The following is a 20,242-nucleotide window of genomic DNA, read 5'->3' on the forward strand; positions in this document are numbered from 1 at the left end:
GCCCGGCCGAGCTGGCCGGTCTCCTTGATCATCTGCTCGCCCTGCGGCGCCTTCGCCTGGGCGTCGCCCCCGGGGATAAGCCCCGGGCCGCGCACGGCGGCCGTCAGGAGCTCTGGTCCAGGGGCGGCGACGGTGGGCGTACCCGTCGTTCTTCCCCGTTTCGACGACATGCCCGGCGGGCCTGCGGCGGGTGTGACACCGGGCCGGATCTCGTTCGCTCCCCAGCGGATGGTGTGTCTGGATGTGCGTGGCGGTCAGGCGCAGTTGATGAGCAGGGGGTTGAGGGCGGTGCGGTGCGGGCCGGACGGCCTGGAGAAAGTGCGGAACATGACAATGAGTAGTCTCTGTTCGCAGAGGGCCTAAAGTCCGAGCCGGTGCTTTTGAGGACCGCCTTCTTCACCAGGAACAAACCGGCGGCGCTCGGGCGGGACATCCCGGCTTACGCGCCCCTCACATGCACCCCCTTGGAGCCGCCTGGTCCGGCGGACCGGGCGCCGGGTCCCTGGCAACGGATCAGGGGCACCGATCGGTCCCCGGCGGCTTCCGGCCACCTCCGCGCGGCAGCCGCCGGGCCCGCGGCTGCCGGGGATTCACGCGAAAGAATGAACACAGGCGCCCGGGAAGAACCCCTCCGCCGAGTCGGTCCGCGGGCCGCAACCCCGTGTGGCGCCCTTGAGGCCGCCTGAATGCGACGGATGGCCCGTTCCGCTCCTTTTGGGAGTGACCGGCAAGTGGAATGCTTCCGTAGTCGAGTGATCGCTTTCTGTGACTTTCGAGTTCCCTGGAGGGTTCCGGGGTCTGTTCGCGGGGGTTCTGCTCCGTTGCGTTTCCGGGGTGTGCCCTGCCTGGTGGAGGGAGAGTGCGTTGACTGGTCTGCCGTCAGAGGAGCCCCAGCCTGCTACATCGTTGACGAGGGATCTGAACGCGGCGGTGGTGGTGCCGCCGGATGATCAGGACCCGGAGGCGGCGCTCGCCGGACAGGGGCTCATCGCGGCGCTGCCGGCCGATTTCACCGTGGACAAGCAGGGCAGCCCGGTGCCCGCGTGGAGTCTGGCACCCTACGCGTTCCTGACGGGGGAAGCGCCGGACACGGTCAACCCGAGTCTGTGGCGCAACGCGCTGCTGAACATGAAGACCGGACTGTTCGAGGTCGTCCCGGACGCCGTGTACCAGGTGCGCGGGATGGACCTGTCGAACATCTCCTTCCTGGAGGACCCCACCGGCGCCTCCCACGAGGTTGTGGTGGTCGACCCGCTGATCAGCGAGGAATGCGCGGCAGCCGCCTGGAACCTCTACCGGGAACACCGGGGCCCGCGCCGCACGATCCGTGCGGTGATCTTCACCCATTCGCATCTCGACCACTACGGCGGGGTGCTTGGTCTTTTCGAGGGCCGGCGGCTGCCCGACGGGGTGGACATCATCGCCCCGGAAGGGTTCCTGGAGCACTCGGTCAGCGAGAACGTCTACGCCGGGAACGCGATGCTGCGCCGGGCACTGTTCATGTACGGCACGCTGCTGGAGCGGTCCGAGAAGGGGCAGGTGGACGCCGGTCTGGGCAAGACCATGTCCTCAGGGGTCCCGGGTCTGCTGCCCCCGACCTATACCGTCACCCCCGAGGTGGCCCAGCCCGGTCATGTCGTCGCCTTCGGGCCGGTCAACCTGGAGTTCCAGCTTACCCCCGGGACGGAGGCCCCGGCGGAGCTGAACTTCTACCTCCCCGACGTCCAGGCGCTGTGCATGGCCGAGAACGCCACTCCGACCCTGCACAACCTCTACAGCCTGCGCGGCGCGCAGGTGCGGGACGCGAAGGGGTGGTCGCAGTATCTCAACGAGTCGGTGGAATGGTACGGGCACCGGTCGACAACGCTGTTCGCCTCGCACTTCTGGCCCCGCTGGAACACCGACGAGTCCCCGGACGCGATCGTGTCGTTCCTGACCAGCCAGGCGGATCTGTACCGGTTCCTGCACGACCAGGCGCTGCGGCTGGCGAACCGGGGCCGCACGATGACGGAGATCGCCGAGGACCTCGACGGCAGCGTTCCCGAGAGCCTGGCGGGGCAGTGGTTCAACCGCGGCTACTATGGCACGGTCAACCATGACCTGAAAGCCGTCTACCAGCGGTACCTGGGCTGGTACGACGGGAACGCGGCCCATCTGCACCCGCTGCCGCCCGAGGAGTCCGGCCCGCGGTACGTCGAGGCGATCGGCGGGGTGGCCAAGGTGGTGGGGCTGGCCCGGCAGGCGTTCGAGAACGCGACGAGCGCGGACGACTACCGGTGGGCCGCCGAACTCCTCTCCCACGCGGTCTTCGCCGACCCCACCCACACCGGTGCCCGCGCGCTGGAAGCCGATGTCCTCGAACAACTCGGCTACCAGGCCGAGAGCGGCCCGTGGCGCAACTTCTACCTCGCCGCCGCCCACGAACTGCGCACCCGCCCGGCCGACGGCACGCCGCCCGATCTGCCCGCCCCGCAGATCATCACCCAGCCGGTGCTGGAGGCGATGCCCCTGGAGATGCTCTTCGACTACCTCGGCATCCGCCTCAACGGCCCCGAGGCCGCCGCTCACCCCCTCGCCATCGGCCTGAGGATCACCGGAGGCATCGCCGGCGACCCCACCCACTGCACACTCCGGGTACGCAACGGCGTCCTCGTCTACACCCCGGGCCCGACCGACCCGGCGGCCGCGGACGCCACCTACACGATCACCCGCGCCGGACTCAACGCTCTCGCCATCGCCCAGACCACACCCGGCCGGCTCCAGACCGAGGGCGAACTCACCGTCGTCACCGGCACCCTGGACCCGCTCGACACCCTCAACGGCCTGCTGGAGACCTTCGAGTACTGGTTCGGCCTCGCCACCCCCTGACCACCGTCTCCGGCGATGCGGCACCAGCCGCGGGTGTGCCGGACGAACCCGCCCGGCACACCCGCGGCACCGCGTCGGGCCCTCCGCCGCCGCCCCGCCCCAGCGAAGGAGTGATTCCCTTGACCGGAACCGTCGTCGATGTCACCGACGCGGACTTCGAGACGAAGGTGGTCAAAACCGCCGGACCGGTCCTCGCGGTGTTCCGAGCCGAATGGAGCGGTCCCTGCAAGTTCCTCGATCCGGTCCTGGTGGACATCGCCAGGGAGTACGCGAACCGGCTCACCGTCGCCCGCCTCGACATCGACCGCAGCCCGAACACACCCCCGAAGCACAACGTCACCGCCATCCCCACCCTGCACGTCTTCAAGGGCGGGAAGATCGTCGGCACCCTCATCGGACCAGCCGGCAAGAACGACGTGGTCCGGCTCATCACTCCCCACCTCTGAGCGAGTTGTCGCTCGTGATCCTCATGCGGTGGCCGCTGTCTGACGTCACCAGCGGGCGACAAACGCTTCCTCTGCGCCCCGGTCGCGGTACACCAGCATGGTCCCCGGCGCCGTGGCCCCGGTCAGGTTGGCCCGGAAATGGTCCGGATCTCGGACCGGCAGGCCCACCCGGGACATCTCTGGGTAGCAATGGCAGCGATTGGAGGCGATCGGGATCAGGCGATAGCGCCGCCGTGGGGAATCATGACCGTGTGCAGAGACAAGAGGAACTCCACGGACTACTCGCACGCGCCGGGCTCACGGTCGTCGAGGACGTGCGCCCGGGCGGCCTGTTCCCGCCGGAGGCGGGTTGGCGGATCGCGCGGGGAGTGGCGGCGCCGCGTGGCGGGGCTCGGGAAGCTCTCGATGCCGCATGGTGGCGCCGTCTTTGCGATGAGAACGGTGAGTTCCTGGTGGCTGTCCTCAGGCACCGGATCGGTGGCAACGACTCCTGGTGGACCCGGGTTCGGCACACCGGTGGCGGAGTGCCGGTGTTGACCGACGACCCGGGGTTCGTGGCGCTCTCCCTCGACGGGCAGGTGCTGCTGGCGGAGGTGCCCGGCGCGGACGGGCCCCGGGTGACGGCCCTCGACCGACTGCCGGAACGGCTGGAGGAGTCCGCCGCGTCCGCCGGGCGCGAGACCGAGAGGGAGCGCGCCGAAGTGTGGGCGGCGGTGCCCGGCCGGCGTGCGTGGCCTTCGCACTGGGCGGAGGGAATCGGGTCGAATCTGGCCGCGACGGACGAACTACTGATCCGGCTGCTGGACGTGGCGGCGGACTTCCTGCACGCATGCGACCGGCCCGCCGTCCTCGACGCCGCCGTGACGCACCCCGATCCGCGGGTTCGGTCAATGGCCGCCGACACCTTCCGGCCCAGGCTCACACCCGCTCAGTGGGCACACGTGGTCCGCGGCGAACCGTCGCCGAATCGACGCCTGCTCTGGGCGGAGCGCGCCCACGCCTGCGGCGCCGAACTCCCCGAGAACCTGTACGACGACCTCCTCACCGGCCCCTCCCGCGCACGAGCCGCCGAACTCCCCGGACTCCCCGCACAGCACCTCCCCGGCCTTGCCGCCGACGCCAATCCGCTTGTGCGGGCGGCGGCCTGCGCCCGGTGGGAAGACCTCGCCGCGCCGGTGCGCGAGAGGCTGCTGGCCGACACCGACCACGCGGTGCGAACGGCTGCGCTGCTCGCCCACCACACCGGCGTCCCCATGCCCCGCGAGGTCTTCACCGCCCTGCCCGACCAGCTACGGGCGCTCGAACGGTGCCGTCTCGCACCCGAACTCGAAGCGGAACTCATCCGAGACGGGGACGCGGAATTGCGTCGGACGCTGGCCGCCAACCCGGGCCTGGGCCCCGACAGCGTCGCCGTACTGGCACAAGACCCGCAGAACGACATCCGCTCCACAGTGGCGCTGCGCCCCGACCTCACCGAAGAGCAACGCGCCGCGGTGCGCCACGACTTCGACCCGACGTCGATGTCGCACACCCTGCCCTGGGTCGAGGACCTGCACCGCGACACCGACGCGATGCGCCGTCTCGCCGCGTCGTCCCACCCCCTGGTCCGCCGCAGTGTGGCCCGAGCCCGGCACCTCCCGCCGGATGTCGTGGCGCGCCTGGCGCGGGACGAGGACCAGGTGGTCCGACTGTTCCTCGCCGAATCGTGCGACGACGCGCCAGCCGGCATGCTGCTGGACGTCTGGCGCTGGTGGGACGGCAGCCTCAGCCACCCCGACCGGCACCGCAATCACCCCAACTTCCCCCGTACGCAACTGCTGCACCACATCGCCGACCCCAGCGGGCGAATGCGCCGCCTGGCCCTGGACGACCCGGACTCGACACCGTCCGACGTCGCACACCTGGCCCGTGACCCCGAAGCCGAGGTACGCCACCGCGCGGCAGAGGACCCACGGCTCTCTCCAGCCGACGCGGTACGGCTGCTCAACGACCCGGCAGCCCACGTCCGCGGCGCCGCGGTGCGCAATCCGCGGCTACCGGCCCGCGTCCTGGCCGGACTGCTCCACGACCGGGACACCGCACGCGCCGCGGTCGCCAACCCGGCGATTCCCCTCCCGGTCCTGCACCGCATCCTCACCGTGGTCGCGGCAACCGCGGCAGCCACGCACTGACGGCGCCCAGTCCGGTGCCGTACCGCACTGGAGAAGGCCGTGAAGTCACGCCGTAGCGGCGCTTCGCGGTCGTGGTCGCGGCTGCGGGTAGCCTCCTGGGCACCTGCCCAGCTCGATATCGGCCCGAGCGGCACGCCGTCGAGCGGCCGATGGTGACGTGCGGTGATTGACTGTCACGCGATTGCTCTGGTCCGGCTGCTCCTATGGATGGCCCCGGCGGGGGAGGCTATGGGTGATCGGCACCCGTGTACCCCACCTGGCCGAGCCGTACGGGTGACGTCGAGCCATATTGGTCCACTCGCACAGGAGCGCGTCATGAAGATTCTGATCGTCCTCACCTCGCACGACGAGCTGGGAGAGACCGGCCGTAAGACCGGGTTCTGGCTGGAAGAGCTGGCAGCGCCGTACTACCGGTTCAAGGAGTCCGGTGCGCAGATCGTGCTCGCCTCCCCCGGAGGCGGGCAGCCGCCGCTGGACCCCAAGAGCAACGAACCCCAGTTCCAGACCGACCTGACCCGACGCTTCGAGGCCGATCCGGAGGCGACAGGGGCGCTGGCGCACACCGTGCGCCTCGACACGGTCTCGGTCGGCGACTTCGACGCGGTCTTCTACCCCGGTGGTCACGGTCCCCTCTGGGACTTGGCGGAGGACCCGGTCTCGGTGCGGCTGATCGAGACCACCTTGCGCTCGGGCAGGCCGGTGGCGCTGGTGTGCCACGCCCCGGGCGTCCTGCGGCACGTCGTCGACGAGGACGGCACTCCTCTGGTCTCGGGCAAGCGGGTCACCGGGTTCACGAACTCCGAGGAGGATGCCGTCCAACTCACCGACGTCGTCCCGTTCCTGGTCGAGGACGAGTTGGTCAGGATCGGCGGGGCGTACTCGAAGGCCGCGGACTGGCAGCCGTACGTCCAGCGGGACGGCCTCCTGATCACCGGGCAGAACCCGGCGTCCTCGGCTCCCGCGGCCGACGCCCTGGTCGCGCTGCTCGACGAGGTCGGGGCGTGAGACCCGCGCGCTGACCCGGACGACCGGCGCGCTCCTTTGACCGGCACTTGCAGTCGCGGCCGGCCGATTCCTGCATGCCACCCGCGGGACCCGGACGGCCGAGACCGACACCACGACGCGCGAGTGTGGCCCCCGGTTGCCCCGGTCGCACACTACGGCGGTCGGACACCGACTCGCCCCAGTGGCCTGCGATCGTGGACGCTGCCGCGGCAGCCCTGCACATCCTGAGCGAATAGCGCTGAGTCCTGCGGGGCTCGCCTCCGACTCCGCTTCTATGCGATACGGGCCGTCGATGTGACGGCCCTGTCGTACTGCCCGACCGCAGGCCCCGGTTGCTTGTGACTGCGGAGAGGGTCAGTGTGCTGCCACTCCTACCCGGGAGGCAGGGGCCCGGCGAGCGGCTCCTCTGCCAGGCGGGACGCGGTCGGGCCGTGTCCCGCAGATCACGGGCGGAGCTAAAGCCCGGCCCCCAACTGCGGGCAGACGAGCGGCATGGATGTCGCCGGGGCCGGGCGGCAAGCCGGGGGGTCGGCGGGGCACTGCGCGTACGCGGATCGGACATTGCCCCTGAGCGGTGCCGCGCGCTCCGCCCACCGCGAACCCGTTTGCGGTGGCTGGACTGCCCTGCCGGGCCTGACGCGCTGCGGAAACCGGCCGTGGCCCCGGTGGGGATCACGGTCGGATACCTCGTCGTCGACGCCCGGGTCGAAGTCCGCGTGGTTCGGCTCCTCTGCCGACCCTGAGCCCACGGCCGGCCTGTCCGGCCTGCCGCGCTGTGACCGTCCGGCATCATGTCCTGGTGACAACATGGATGCGCTGCTACTGGGACGAGGAAGACACCTGGTACTACTTCGAGGTCGACGCGGATGGCTGGGTAGCCAGGCAAGTCGAACTCCAAGGACCTGCGCTCATACCGATCGCGGCCGCCTCCCTCGCCGAATGGGAGCAGGCCCGTGAAGCGGGCCGTCTCGATGAGTACGACAGCAGGTTCGGGATCACGGCCGAGATTCCCGTCTCGGAATGGGAAGGCCACGACCCCGAAGAACTCGCCCCCGAGGAGTTCGAGACAATCTGGCGAGCTGCCCGTCGGCAGATCGCCTCCCAGCTGAGCTGACTCTCGGCTCCGCAGACGCCTCTTGACACCATCTCGGCATGACTCCGACCCTTGCCCGCACCGCCAGAGCCGTTGACACCGCGGTGGGGCCTCTGCCGTGCCGGTGCGGACGGGCTGGGCTACTCGAGCGGGGAGCCACTGTTCCGCTTCTCACGATCGATACGGTTCTGCTTCAGTTGCCGCATCGCTGCCGGTCCCTGGTAGACCTCGTGCAGGATCTCGTCCATCAGGCGTACGATCGCCTGCGCGTCCCCGGCTGGCATCGGCTCGGCCCCCAGGTCACCGTGGGCAATCTCGTTCCCGCCCAAACGGATCTCGTGTGCCACCTCCCGGGTGATCTCCCGCATATGCCCAGCCGCGTGAAGCGCGTCAATCTTGGCCACGAGCGACCCCTTGATGATGCCTTTCTCCTTCGCGGTAGCCTCCACGACTGCTCGCGCCAGAGCCACCGCGCCCCGGTGCGCGTCAACTGAGAGGCAGGCATGGGCCTCTGCGGCGGTCTCGGCTATCTGATCAGGCACATCGGGGAACGATGGATGGCTCACATGCCTGGGTGTCCAACCCAGGTTCCGGTGCTCGGACAATGCCGTCTGAAGTGCCGCCTGCTGACTCGATGCCCGGTAGATCGTCGCCACACCGAGAGAGAGCCGCCCGCACTGCTCGCTGTCGCACCGAAAGGCCGCCATCTAGTTCTTGTGCTCCTCGCCGCTGATGACCTGATCGGGCAGCTGGACCACATTGCCGGAGATCGTCATGTGCGTGAGGCGACCACACCAGCCCCAGACTGTACTTGCCATGCCGCCGAAGAATCGGGATGCACCACTTCAGTCGTACCGCACTACATCGCTTGGCCAGGCCGCTCATCGGCGAGTCGGTCCCGCCCCGCGGGATGCTCCAGTCGGCGTCCGGCTGCCGCACTCGGTCCGATCGGCGGCACCCCGGCCGCCTGCGACGTGTGCCAGGAGCAGCCTTGTTCTTCAAGGTCTGGTCCGGATGTCAGAGCCACCGCATAAAGTCCTTGTGATGGGGTCGGTACCGGGGCCGCCAGCACCGAAGAACGGCAGCCTCCCTGGTCTGCTCGGGGGTGGTTACGGCCCAACCGGCGTCCAGGCATGAGTTGAGGGCCACGAGTGCAGCCCGCCAGCCCGGCCCCATCATGTGTGGGCATCGGACTTGGTTCCCCGGTTGGGCATTTGCCGGACGGCGGGGCGGCCTTCGGCTGAGCATATGCTCCGACGAGGGTGCACCGATTTACTTGGTTCTCCGTAGTGCGGCGATGGCGCCGACCAGGTATCCAGGTGCTCTTCCGGCACTGCGCAAAGTTCCCGGCCGGGATGCGTGACCAACCGGTTTACCGAGGACTCCATGCGGCGCTGGGAGGGCGCCGCGGAGGTGTCGTTGACCGGCTATTGGCCCGGAAGCCCCGGAACGGCTGGTCGGAGATGGCGCACAGGGGGAGAAGCGCATCGCGAAGGGCGCCCGGCAGGGACCTCCCTGTTCGGGCGCCCTTTCCTGCGGCTCAGAATAGGCCCAGCTTCTTCGCCGAGTATGACACGAGGAGGTTCTTCGTCTGCTGGTAGTGCTCCAACATCATCCGGTGCGTCTCGCGCCCGAAGCCCGATTGCTTGTAGCCGCCGAAGGCCGCGTGCGCGGGGTAGGCGTGGTAGCAGTTGGTCCAGACCCGGCCCGCCTGGATCGCGCGGCCCGCGCGGTAGGCCGTGTTGATGTCGCGGGTCCACACCCCGGCGCCGAGGCCGTAGAGCGTGTCGTTGGCGGTACGGATCGCCGACTCGAAGTCGGAGAAGGAGGCGACGGCTACGACCGGGCCGAAGATCTCCTCCTGGAAGATCCGCATCCGGTTGTCGCCCTCGAAGATGGTCGGCTGGACGTAGTAGCCGCCCGCGAGTTCGCCGTCGTACGTCACGGGCTCGCCGCCCGTGAGGACCTTGGCGCCCTCCTGGCGGCCGATCTCCAGATAGGAGACGATCTTGCGGAGCTGTTCCTCGGACGCCTGGGCGCCGATCATGGTGGCGGTGTCGAGGGGGTGGCCGGTGGTGATCTTCTCGGTACGGGCGATGCCGGCGTCGAGGAAGTCCGCGTAGTGGCCCCGCTGGACGAGGGCGCGGGACGGGCAGGTACAGACTTCGCCCTGGTTGAGGGCGAACATGGTGAAGCCTTCGAGGGCCTTGTCGCGGAGGTCGTCGTCCACGGCCCAGATGTCGTCGAAGAAGATGTTGGGGGACTTGCCGCCCAGTTCCAGGGTGACCGGGCGCAGATGCTCGGCGGCGTACCGCAGGATCAGCCGTCCCGTGCTGGTCTCCCCGGTGAAGGCGATCTTGGCGACCCGGGGGCTGGAGGCCAGTGGTTTGCCCGCTTCCTCGCCGAAGCCGTTGACGATGTTCACCACGCCCGGCGGCAGCAGATCGGAGATCAGGCTCATCCAGAAGTGGATCGAGACGGGCGTCTGCTCGGCGGGCTTGAGGACGACCGCGTTGCCCGCCGCCAGTGCCGGGGCCAGTTTCCAGGCGGCCATCAGCAGGGGGAAGTTCCAGGGGATGATCTGCGCCACCACGCCCAGCGGTTCGTGGAAGTGGTACGCCACCGTGTCGTCGTCGATCTGGCTGAGTGAGCCCTCCTGGGCCCGCAGCGCGCCCGCGAAGTAGCGGAAGTGGTCGATGGCCAGCGGGATGTCGGCCGCCAGGGTCTCCCGGACCGGCTTGCCGTTGTCCCAGCTCTCGGCGACCGCGAGCGCCTCCAGCCGCTCCTCCATCCGGTCGGCGATCCGCAGCAGGATCCGCGCCCGGTCGGCCGCCGGGCGCGCGCCCCAGGCGGGCGCCGCCGCGTGGGCGGCGTCGAGGGCCCGCTCGACGTCCTGGGCCGTGCCCCGCGCCACCTCGGTGTAGGGGCGTCCGTCGACAGGGCTCGGATTCTCGAAGTAGCCGCCCCGGGCGGGCGCGACGTACTCCCCGCCGATCCAGTGGTCGTACCGTGCCTGTAAGGAGACGACCGAGCCATCGCTGCCGGGGTTCGCGTATCGGGGCATTCCCAGCCTCCCGGGGAGGTGCCGCCCGCCGCTGGACGGCGTTCCCCGGGAGGCTAACGGCGGTGGGGTTGCGACGCTGTTGCGGGGGCGCGTCCGATCGCCGCCGCGCGCCCCCGGATCAGGCCCGCTGCCACCGGTCGATCTCCCGGACCCGGGCGAGCGCCGCGGCCCGCCGGGGGCCGTCGAGTGCCGACGCCAGTGCCTGCCAGACCGTCAGATCGTCCTCGCCCCAGTGGCTGTACGCCCAGTCCCCGAGCAGGCCCGGGTCGGACCGGGCGATCAGCGCCGCCCGCAGCTGGTCCGTCAGCCGGCGCCGGGTCCGTACCACCGCGGGTGCCTGGGAGGACGGCAGCAGCGGTCCGGTGTACGCGCTGACGGCGTCGGAGACCGCGCCCGACGCCAGCCGACGGGCGACGGTCCCGAAGTCGGAGTCGACCCGGGCCGCGAGCCGGTACGGGCGCGAGCGCAGCAGCTCGGGGCCCAGGATCCCGCGCAGCCGGGAGAGTTCGGCCCGGAGTGTCACGGGCGTCACCGACTCGTCCTCGTACAGCTCCGTCAGCAGCTCGTCCCCGCCGATGCCGTCGGGTCGGCCGGCGAGCAGGACGACGATCTCGCTGTGCCGTCGGCTCAGCCGGATCCTGCGCCCCTCCACCACCAGCAGCGCCTCGTCCTGGCCGAGCGCCGACAGCTGGACGATTCCGGCCGCCGGGGGCGGGGCGAGCAGCGCCAGCTGGGTCTCGGCGGCCCGGGCGACCGCCGTGACGAACGCCAGACTGTGCGGATGGGCCAGCCGGTCACCGCCGGTGATGTCGACCGCCCCCAGCACCCGTCCGGTCGCCGGGTCGTGGACCGGGGCCGCGGCGCAGGTCCACTGCTGGACGGGGCGGCAGAAGTGCTCGGCCGCGAAGACCTGCACCGGCCGGTCGACCGTGATCGCGGTGCCCGGCGCGTTCGTCCCGGCGACCGCCTCCGCCCAGCGGGCCCCGGGGACGAAGTCCATGGCCCCGGCCCGGTCCCGGGTGGCGGACGGCCCGTCGACCCAGAGCAGCCGGCCGCCCGCGTCGCAGACCGCCACCAGATGGTCGCCGTCCCTGGCGTACGGCTCGGTCAGCTCGCGGACCAGCGGCATCACCCGGGCCAGGGGATGGCCTTCCCGATAGGCGATCAGCTCGTCGTCGGCCAGTTCGACGCCCACCATGCCCTCCGGGCTAACCCGGGCCCGGGCGGAACGCCGCCAGGAATCGGCCACCTCGGGCCGGACCGGGCGCTCGACCCGGCCCGCCGACAGATACGCGTCGTACGCCCTGCGGAGTTCGGCGATCCGCTTCCCGGGATCGGTGCCGGGTTCCAGGGCCACCCATGAATCGCTCAACTCGGCCTCCCAGACACCCATCGTGACCGAGCCGCGCGGGTGCGACAAGCCACTGACACGCTCTCAGCAACGATCCGTTCACCGGCCGTCACCGCTCGGTGCGGCCCGGTGCCGGGGGACGTACCCGGAGGCCACGGGCGCGACACCGGATCGCGGCCGAAGAGATATCACTCGTGCGAGTGGCGATTCGTTCGCGCGTGCTAAGCGCGTGAGTGGTGTGGGGGAGGGCCGGGTCGGGCGAACGGGTCAGGCGAAGTTCACCAGCCGGATGTACCGCACCCAGTCCCAGTGCGGCCCCGGGTCCGTATGAGTGGCCCCGGGCACCTCGTGGTGGCCGATGATGTGCTCCCGGTCCTTGGGGATGCCGTGGCGGTCGCAGATCGCGGCGGTCAGCGCCGCCGACCGCTCGTACAGGGCGTGGGTGAACCAGACCGGCCGGTCGATCCAGCCCTCGTGCTCGATGCCGATACTGCGGGTGTTGTACGACCAGTTGCCCGCGTGCCAGCCGATGTCCCGCTCCCGGACGCACTGGGCGATCCGGCCGTCCGCCGACCCGACCACGTAATGCGCCGAAACCCGCCGGGCCGGGTCCTGGAAGATCCGTACCGTGTCCTCGAAGGTCTCCTGCGCGACATGGACGACCACCCGGTCGATCCGGTACGACGACGGGCGGCTCGACGCCGTGAAGTTGACGGCCGCGGCGGGGCGCCACACCGCGCCGGGCTGGTCCACGGCGGCGGCACGGGTGGGATCGGACGCCGCGCGGGCGGTACCCGCCGACGGCAGCGCACCGGCGGCGGCGGCCGTCAGCGCGGCGGCCGACCGGAGCAGGTCTCGACGGTCCATGGGCTCTCCTGAGGGGCGGAAGCGGGTGGCCGCCGAACGGCGCGGGGCCGCCCCGAGGATCTCGTGTCGTCGGCCGGTTCGCCCGCAGGCCGACACCATCGGGTGTCATCCGTCACGAACACGGCGGAACGGGCCTCTCACCCGACGGGCCGATGAGCGGACTGGTCCCGGGCCGGTCCGGCGGGAGGCACTGGGCCGGTCCCGGCCGGTCCGGCCCGAGCGCATCCACCGTACGTCCGGCGGAGTCCGCGCGGAAGACGCCCGGTGCCACCTTGTACGGCGCAACGACCTCTGTCCACAGGGGAGTTGACGCGTCGCCAGGGCGGATGCCCCGGCGGATCGCGCCGTGCCGCAGGGGCGTGGGGGAGACGTGCGCGCCACCCGCGCACGCCGGGAGTGGCAGCGGACCGGCGTACCCTCCCCGGCGTGCCCCGTGCCCCGTGCCCCGTGCCCCGTTCCGCCCGCGCACGGAGACGGAGTCGATAGCGCGCCCCGTTCCGGCGCCCGCGGTCGTACGCCCGCGCGCGGGCCGCCGAGCGGCGCAAAAGCACCCCGGCGGCCCCAGAGGACCGGGACCGGGAGCCGCGCACGGCCCGTCAGCCCGTTCCCCCATCCACGCGGACCCCGAACCCCGAGCCCCACCGCTGCGGTGGGCTCAGTCGCCGTCCCCGGCCGGAGCACCGGCCGCCGCGAGCGCCGCCTCGGGGTCGCGCTCCGCCGGACCCGCCGGAACCCAGCGCGCCCGCTCCTTCCGGTACGGCCACCAGCGCCCGTCGGGCCCGTACCGCAACTGCGCGTCCGCGCCCACGACCGTCCACCGGCCCGGGCCCGCCGACCGCAGCTGAGGGCGGCCCGCCGCCGATTCCCAGGCGCCGTCCAGGGCCGCCGACGCGCGCGCCAGCTCACCGGTGTCCGGGGACCAGTCGTCGCCCAGGACGGCCAGCGCCACCGGACCGCCCGTCCGCCACGCCCGTACCGCCAGCTCCAGTTCGGCCCGGGTACGCCCGGTCGCGGCGGCCAGCCTGCCCGCGATCACCGAGCCCGGCCCCGCCCCCGGTCCGGGAACGGCGGCCGCCAGCCGTACCGCGTCCTCGTCGAACGACGGCCCCGGCTCCACGGGCCGGTCCGCGTGCCCCTCGGCCAGCGCCTCCACCAGCAGCCGGCGCGCCCGTACGGCCGCGTCCGCGGCGAGGAACTCCAGCCCGTCCGGGTCGATCCCGGGCACCGGATCCGTCTCCGTGTCCAGGGACGGCGGCAGTCCCGGCTCGTCCGGCACCGGCGGCGCGGCGGGCAGCGGCGGCAGGATGTCCCCGGCCGCGAATGCCTCCGCCGCTGGCACCCCCGCGACGGCGGGCCCGGTGTCGGGCGTACCACCGGCGGTCCCGGACGCGGCCCGGGCCGTACTCCGGGTCTGGAGTTCGTCCAGCAGCCGCCGCTCGGCCCGTCCCCGCATCAGCAGCAGCACAAAGGGATCCTGGTCCAGCAGCCGCGCCACCGTGTAGCAGAGGGCGGCGGCGTGCGGACAGAGATCCCACGAACCGCAGCCGCACTCCGGCTCCAGGTCGCCCGTCCCCGGCAGCAGCTCCACGCCCGCCGTCGCCGCGTCCTCCACCAGATGCGGCGGCATCTCCCGGTCCAGCAGGGCGGCGATATGGCCCGCCCGGTCCACCGCGGTGTCCAGGAACCGGTCCCAGTCGCCGTCGCCCAGCTCCTGGAGCAGTACGTCCACCCGGTGCCGGGTGCCGTCCCGGTCCCGTACCACCGCGGTGATCCGCCCGGGCCGCACCGAAACGGCGCCCACCGAGCCGTCCCGGGCGTATCTGCGGCCCTTCTTCAGCTGCTCCGAGTCGAGGGCCGTGGCCTCCAGTGCCCGGATCCAGGAACGCCCCCACCAGCTTTCGGCGAAGCCCCGGCCGCGCACCGGCGGCAGCGCCGCGAAGGTACGTTCCGCCCCGGGCGCCGCCCCCTCTCCGTGGTCGTACGACCCGGTCTCCGTCATCTCGTCGGTCTCGTGGTTCCCGTCCGGGCCGTCGGCCTCGTCGGCATAGATGTCGTCATAGGTGTCGTCCATGGGGGACATCAGCGGTCGGCCCCTCCTCGCAGCTCCACCAGATCCGCCAGTTCGGCGTCGGTGAGTTCGGTCAGCGCGGCCTCCCCGGCGCCGAGCACCGACTCTGCCAGCTCCCGCTTGCGAACCAGCATGTCCGCGATCCGGTCCTCGATGGTGCCCTCCGCGATCAGCCGGTGGACCTGTACGGGACGGGTCTGGCCGATCCGGTACGCACGGTCCGTGGCCTGCGCCTCGACCGCCGGATTCCACCAGCGGTCGTAATGCACCACATGCTCGGCCCGGGTCAGGTTCAGCCCGGTGCCCGCGGCCTTCAGCGACAGCAGGAACACCGGGACCTCCCCGTTCTGGAACCGGGCGACCATCGCCTCCCGTTCCGGTACGGGCGTACCGCCGTGCAACAGCTGCACCGGGACGCCACGGGCCGTCAGATGGCCCGCCAGCAGCCGGGCCATGGCCACGTACTGGGTGAAGACCAGGACGCCCGCCTCCTCGGCGAGGATGGTGTCCAGCAGCTCGTCCAGCAGTTCGAGCTTTCCCGACCGGCCCGGTACGACCGGCCGCTCCTCCCGCAGATACTGCGCCGGGTGGTTGCAGATCTGCTTCAGGGCGGTCAGCAGCTTGACCACCAGACCGCGCCGCTCCATGCCGTCCGCGTCGGCGATCGCGGCCAGCGTCTCGCGCACCACGGCCTCGTAGAGTCCGGCCTGTTCCGGTGTCAGCGACACCGCCCGGTCGGTCTCCGTCTTCGGCGGCAGCTCCGGCGCGATCCCCGGATCCGACTTGCGGCGCCGCAGCAGAAACGGCCGGACCAGGGCCGCGAGCCGGGCCGCCGCGGCCGGGTCGCCGCCCTCGGCGGCCCGCGCGTAGCGGTTCCGGAAACCGCCGAGCCGGCCCAGCAGCCCCGGGGTCGTCCAGTCCAGGATCGCCCACAGCTCGGAGAGGTTGTTCTCGACGGGGGTGCCGGTGAGGGCCACCCGGGCCTTCGCGCCGATCGTCCGCAGGCTCCGCGCGGTCGCCGAGTACGGGTTCTTGACGTGCTGGGCCTCGTCGGCCACGACCATGCCCCAGGTGACCGTCGCCAGCCGCTCGGCGTCCAGGCGCATCGTGCCGTAGGTCGTCAGCACGAAACCCGCGCCGCCGCCGTCACCGGTGAGGCCGTCGAGATCGCGGACCGCGCCGTGGAACCGGCGGACCGGAGTCCCCGGCGCGAACCTCTCGATTTCCCGCTGCCAGTTGCCCATCAGCGACGTCGGACAGATCACGAGGGTGGGACCGGCGGCCGACGGATCGGTCTGCCGGTGGAGATGGAGGGAGATCAGGGTGATGGTCTTGCCGAGCCCCATGTCGTCGGCGAGACAGCCGCCGAGACCGAGGGACGTCATCCGGTGCAGCCAGTTCAGCCCGCGCAACTGGTAGTCGCGGAGCGTCGCGGCGAGTGCGGCGGGAGCCGCGATCTCCGGCTCCCCGCCCTCCGGGTCGGCCAGTCGGTCGCGCAGCCTGGCCACCCACCCCGACGCGTCCACGTCCACCCGGCGGCCGTCCACCTCGGCCGAGCCGGTCAGTACGGCCGCCAGCGCGTCCACCGGCGTCACCTTGCGGTCCTGGCTGCGCCGGGCCCGGCGTACCTCCTCCGGGTCGACCAGGACCCACTGGTCCCGCAGCCGGACCAGGGGGCGGCCCGCCTGCGCGAGCCGGTCCAGTTCCGCCCGGGTGAGCGACTGCCCGCCGACGGCGAACCGCCAGTCGAAGGAGAGCAGGGCGTCGGCGGAGAGGAACGACGGCAGCCCTGACTCGTCGTCGCCCCGGGCCCCGCCGCCCGCGCCGTCGCCGTCGTCGTCCGGGGGGCCGACGACGGCGCGCGCGACCAGACGGCGCGCCATCCGCCGGGGCCAGTGGACCTGGACGCCACCGGCCGCCAGGGCCCGCGCGGCGTCACCGAGCAGTTCGGCGATCTCCTCGTCGGCGAGGTCGATCGCGTCCGGTACCGCCGCGTGCAGTAGCGGGGTCAGCGGCGCCCAGGACCGGGCGGCCCGGCGCAGGGCCAGCAGGGCGTCCATCCGGGCGCGCGGGCCGAAGGACGTGTCACCGCCGCCCGCCCAGACGTCGGCGGCGTCGAGCACCACGGCCGGATCGGCGACGCTGTGGATCTGGAGCACGGCCCGGAAGCCCGGTTCCGCCTCCGGGTCCGCGCCGTCGGCGGTGACCGTCTCCACCCGCAACGACAGCCGTACCCCCGCGTCGTGACCGGCCGCGATGTCCGCAGCCCAGGCCCGGGCCCCCGGCAGCTGCCGGGGCTCGTCGGCGGCGAAGGCGGGTCCGCCCAGCGCCGCGGCCGCGGCGGGGGTACGGGTCAGGGAGTCCGCGACCGCGTCCGCGAACGACCGCACCAGCCGCTCCGGCTCGGGCAGCAGCAGGGGGCCGGAGCCGTCATCTCCGCCGGGAACGAACGGGATCGCGTGCGCGGCCGGGGGCATCGACGCGGCGAGCACCCGGACGGCCTCCGCGTCGGCCGGGGTCAGCGGGCCTGCCCGCCAGGCATCGTGGTCGGTGGGGCTCAGACCGGGCAACAGCAGTCCCCGGGCCGTGAACTGGAGGGCCAGGACGGCGGCGGCGCCCCAGAACGCGGCCGAAGGGGAGGCGTCAGGGCTGGTCCGGGCCCGGGTCAGGACCGGCAGGGCGTCCCGGACGGAGAGCGTCACCGCGTCGACGGCGCACGGCCGGATGTCGTCCGTCACGACGGTGACCGGCTCGACGGTTCCGGCGGAGTGGGGCGGCGGGGTGCCGTCCGGCCGCCAGAACGCGAACCGCCCCGTCCGCGCGGGATCACCGGGGAGGAAAGTGACACGGCAGTGCGCGGGGTCGACCGCGAGCCCCGAGGGCGAAGGCGAAGAAGAGGGCGAGGCCGAAGGTGATGAGGGTGCCGAGGGTGAGGGCCGGGCGGAGGACGCGGCGGGCGTCGGGCGGGATCCGTCGGCCGGTGAGGGTGATGCCGCGGAGGATCTGTGCACAGTGATTCCGGATTCCTCAAATTTGACTACCGAGGGATGGAGTCGTTGATTGTACTTCGCGGCCACTCGGTTCGGAGGCTTGGATGCCGTGATGTCCGTCACTTCCGTAGGCGGGTGGCGCAGGTGGACGCAGTCGATGACGGCGGCCCCGGCGGAGCGCGGTGCCGCGGGGTCCCGACGATGGACATCGGTGCAGGTGAGATGGCGTACGCGGCAAACGGCTCGGGTGTACGGATCTCGGCGGGGGTGGCGCTGGCTACACCCCCGCGGTGGGGGCTTCCCCGTGGGAGGCCGGGGGATGGCGTCATGGTTCCCCGCCCTTCCCGGGGCCTACGTTTCCGGTATCGGCACCGAGCGGCCGGATTCCCTCTTCTCCGACCCGACCCGACCCGACCGATCCGGGCGGGGCCGGGCCGGGCCCTGCGCGGCGTCCTTCCGGCCCTGCTGCCCCGTTGCCTCGTCCGTCCTTGCCCGCACGGCTTTCACATCCGTCACACCCACGACGTCCGTCACCTCGGCACCGGCTGTTACCCGAGGTGACCGCAGGGGCCCGTGTCCCGGGATGCCCCGCGGTGACCGTCGACTGCTGCCCCGACCCCCGCCGACCCTTCGAGACCGGAGAGCCTCATGTCCCAGGCCACCGTCGCCGCCACCCCGCCGCCGCCCCCGGACCCGGCCCGGCCGGCCCCGCCCGGCGGTGGCCGGGCCGGTACGGACCCGGGGTCCGACGGCCCCCGCCGCTCCACCGGCAGCGATTTCGCCCCCCTCCTCCGCGTCGTGCGGGAGCAGGGGCTCCTGGAGCACCGGACGGGCTGGTACGTCCGCGGGATCGCGGTCAACCTGCTCGGTATCGCCGCGGTGATCACCGGAATGGCGCTGACCGGCGGCTCCTGGTGGGTGCTCCCGCTCGCCCCGGCGCTCTCCCTGCTCTGTGCCCGTGCCGCCTTCGTCGCCCACGACGCGGGCCACTCCCAGATCACCGCCGACCGGGGGACCGGCCGGCTGATCCAGCTGCTGCACGCCAATGTGCTGCTCGGGGTGAGCCAGGAGTGGTGGAACGACAAGCACAACCGCCACCACGCCAACCCCAATCACATCGACAAGGATCCCGATGTCGCCGCCGACGTCCTCGTCTTCACCCAGGAGCAGGCCGTGGAGCGCGGAGGCTTCCGGGGTTGGCTCACCCGGCGCCAGGCATGGCTCTTCTTCCCGCTGACCACCCTGGAGGCGATCGCCCTCAAGATCTCCGGCTTCCGCGGGGTCTTCGGGCGGAACAGGCTGTTCCGGTCGGCCCGGGCCCGGTGGGTCGAGGGCGCCCTGCTCCTGCTCCATGTGGCGCTGTATCTGACGCTGCTCCTGACGACCATGCCGGTGGGCCGGGCCGTCGTCTTCGCCCTGGTCCACCAGATGGTGCTCGGACTCCACCTCGGGATGGCCTTCGCCCCCAACCACAAGGGCATGGAAATGGTCGACGAGGAGAGCGGCCGGGGCCTGGGGCATCTGCGCCGCCAGGTGCTGACCTCCCGCAACGTCCGGGGCGGAGCGGTCACCGACTGGCTGCTGGGCGGCTTGAACTACCAGATCGAGCACCACCTCTTCCCGAGCATGCCCAGGCCGCATCTGCGGCTGGCCCAGCCGCTGGTACGGGCCCACTGCCGGGCGCTCTCCCTGCCGTACACCGAGACCGGGCTGATCGAGTCGTACCGCCGGGCGCTCTCCCATATGCACGAGGTCGGCGAACCGCTGCGGACGGACGGATAGTGGAACTGCGGCACGGGTCCGCACGTTCCACCGGACAGGAGCGGCCGAGGCCGCACGAGGAGGCGCCGAGATGTCGACACGTACGAAGATCGTCGTAGGCGGCGTGGCCGTCGGCCTGCTGCTGATCCCCTTCATCGGATTCTGGTGGGCCCTGCTGGTGGTCCTGGGCGTACCGGCCGCCGCCTATCTGGCTCTGGATCCCGGCCAGCGCCGCAGGCTGCGGAGGGTCAGCCGCAAGGAACTCAACCGCTGACGCGGTCCGGGCCCCCGGTCTTGGCGACCGGGGGCCCCGGCATGCCCGCGCGCCATCGCCCGCTCACTGTCCGCCGCCTGCCGCCTGCCGCCTTGCGACGTGTCTTCGGGTCGGCGGTGGCCATCCGCTCCCCGCCGTGGTGTCGCCTGCCGTACACCGGCCGCTCCGTCCGCCGTGAGGCACCGCGCCGGAATGGGCGTACCGGTGCCGTCGCAGGGTGGCCTCATGCCGGGCCCGGGGGGAAATGCAATCCCATCCCGGTTCCGTGAGGTGTTCCGCCGGGC

13 protein-coding genes are annotated in these 20,242 nt (G+C 72.0%); 7 read left to right on the forward strand and 6 right to left on the reverse strand.

All coding sequences use genetic code 11. The features are described from left to right. Positions 1-906 precede the first annotated feature (906 nt). The 5 genes from AB0G74_RS24680 (at position 907) to AB0G74_RS24700 (ending at position 7,604) form a co-directional block, all read left to right on the forward strand. A complete protein-coding gene (locus AB0G74_RS24680) occupies positions 907-2,868 on the forward strand; it encodes an alkyl sulfatase dimerization domain-containing protein (RefSeq protein WP_361150037.1) in 1,962 nt (653 codons plus the stop codon). 119 nt (positions 2,869-2,987) lie between these two features. Beyond that, the gene (locus AB0G74_RS24685) at positions 2,988-3,314 is read left to right on the forward strand and encodes a thioredoxin domain-containing protein (protein ID WP_361150040.1); all 327 of its coding nucleotides are present in this window, start codon (positions 2,988-2,990) and stop codon (positions 3,312-3,314) included. Between the two features lie 452 nt (positions 3,315-3,766). Then, positions 3,767-5,485, forward strand: coding sequence for a hypothetical protein (locus tag AB0G74_RS24690; protein ID WP_361150042.1), 1,719 nt, complete (start codon positions 3,767-3,769; stop codon positions 5,483-5,485). Between the two features lie 315 nt (positions 5,486-5,800). Next, complete coding sequence (locus AB0G74_RS24695) at positions 5,801-6,490, forward strand: type 1 glutamine amidotransferase domain-containing protein (protein ID WP_361150044.1); 690 nt, start codon at positions 5,801-5,803, stop codon at positions 6,488-6,490. Between the two features lie 799 nt (positions 6,491-7,289). After that, positions 7,290-7,604, forward strand: a complete 315-nt coding sequence (locus tag AB0G74_RS24700; protein ID WP_361150047.1) for a hypothetical protein — start codon at positions 7,290-7,292, stop codon at positions 7,602-7,604. A gap of 119 nt (positions 7,605-7,723) precedes the next feature. On the opposite strand, the gene AB0G74_RS24705 is transcribed toward AB0G74_RS24700, so the two are convergent. The 6 genes from AB0G74_RS24705 to AB0G74_RS24730 form a co-directional block, all read right to left on the reverse strand. Beyond that, positions 7,724-8,239 carry a DUF4145 domain-containing protein gene (locus tag AB0G74_RS24705; RefSeq protein ID WP_361150049.1) on the reverse strand — a complete coding sequence of 172 codons (516 nt, stop codon included), beginning with the start codon at positions 8,237-8,239 and terminating at the stop codon, positions 7,724-7,726. 884 nt (positions 8,240-9,123) lie between these two features. Continuing rightward, entirely contained in the window at positions 9,124-10,647 is a 1,524-nt protein-coding gene (locus tag AB0G74_RS24710) for an aldehyde dehydrogenase family protein (protein ID WP_361150051.1), read from the reverse strand. A gap of 118 nt (positions 10,648-10,765) precedes the next feature. Further along, a complete protein-coding gene (locus AB0G74_RS24715) occupies positions 10,766-12,019 on the reverse strand; it encodes a GAF domain-containing protein (RefSeq protein WP_361150054.1) in 1,254 nt (417 codons plus the stop codon). A 246-nt stretch (positions 12,020-12,265) separates the two neighbouring features. Further along, the gene (locus AB0G74_RS24720; protein ID WP_361150056.1) at positions 12,266-12,865 is read right to left on the reverse strand and encodes a peptidoglycan recognition family protein; all 600 of its coding nucleotides are present in this window, start codon (positions 12,863-12,865) and stop codon (positions 12,266-12,268) included. Between the two features lie 655 nt (positions 12,866-13,520). Continuing rightward, positions 13,521-14,864 carry an SWF or SNF family helicase gene (locus AB0G74_RS24725; RefSeq protein WP_361150165.1) on the reverse strand — a complete coding sequence of 448 codons (1,344 nt, stop codon included), beginning with the start codon at positions 14,862-14,864 and terminating at the stop codon, positions 13,521-13,523. A gap of 80 nt (positions 14,865-14,944) precedes the next feature. After that, entirely contained in the window at positions 14,945-17,944 is a 3,000-nt protein-coding gene (locus tag AB0G74_RS24730) for a DEAD/DEAH box helicase (protein WP_361150059.1), read from the reverse strand. 627 nt (positions 17,945-18,571) lie between these two features. Here AB0G74_RS24730 and AB0G74_RS24735 point away from each other — a divergent pair. Both AB0G74_RS24735 and AB0G74_RS24740 read left to right on the forward strand, forming a co-directional pair. Then, positions 18,572-19,705, forward strand: a complete 1,134-nt coding sequence (locus AB0G74_RS24735; RefSeq protein WP_361150062.1) for an acyl-CoA desaturase — start codon at positions 18,572-18,574, stop codon at positions 19,703-19,705. 70 nt (positions 19,706-19,775) lie between these two features. Then, entirely contained in the window at positions 19,776-19,958 is a 183-nt protein-coding gene (locus AB0G74_RS24740; protein WP_361150064.1) for a hypothetical protein, read from the forward strand. Positions 19,959-20,242 lie beyond the last annotated feature (284 nt).

The sequence above is a fragment of the Streptomyces sp. NPDC020875 genome, from assembly GCF_040641415.1.
Classification (GTDB): domain Bacteria; phylum Actinomycetota; class Actinomycetes; order Streptomycetales; family Streptomycetaceae; genus Streptomyces.

Excerpts from the sequence above, each read along its gene's own strand:
- AB0G74_RS24695 (WP_361150044.1), top strand. The coding sequence starts at position 5,801 with ATGAAGATTCTGATCGTCCTCACCTCGCACGACGAGCTGGGAGAGACC.
- AB0G74_RS24710 (WP_361150051.1), bottom strand. The coding sequence starts at position 10,647 with ATGCCCCGATACGCGAACCCCGGCAGCGATGGCTCGGTCGTCTCCTTA.
- AB0G74_RS24720 (WP_361150056.1), bottom strand. The coding sequence starts at position 12,865 with ATGGACCGTCGAGACCTGCTCCGGTCGGCCGCCGCGCTGACGGCCGCC.
- AB0G74_RS24725 (WP_361150165.1), bottom strand. The coding sequence starts at position 14,864 with ATGACGGAGACCGGGTCGTACGACCACGGAGAGGGGGCGGCGCCCGGG.
- AB0G74_RS24735 (WP_361150062.1), top strand. The coding sequence starts at position 18,572 with ATGTCCCAGGCCACCGTCGCCGCCACCCCGCCGCCGCCCCCGGACCCG.
- AB0G74_RS24740 (WP_361150064.1), top strand. The coding sequence starts at position 19,776 with ATGTCGACACGTACGAAGATCGTCGTAGGCGGCGTGGCCGTCGGCCTG.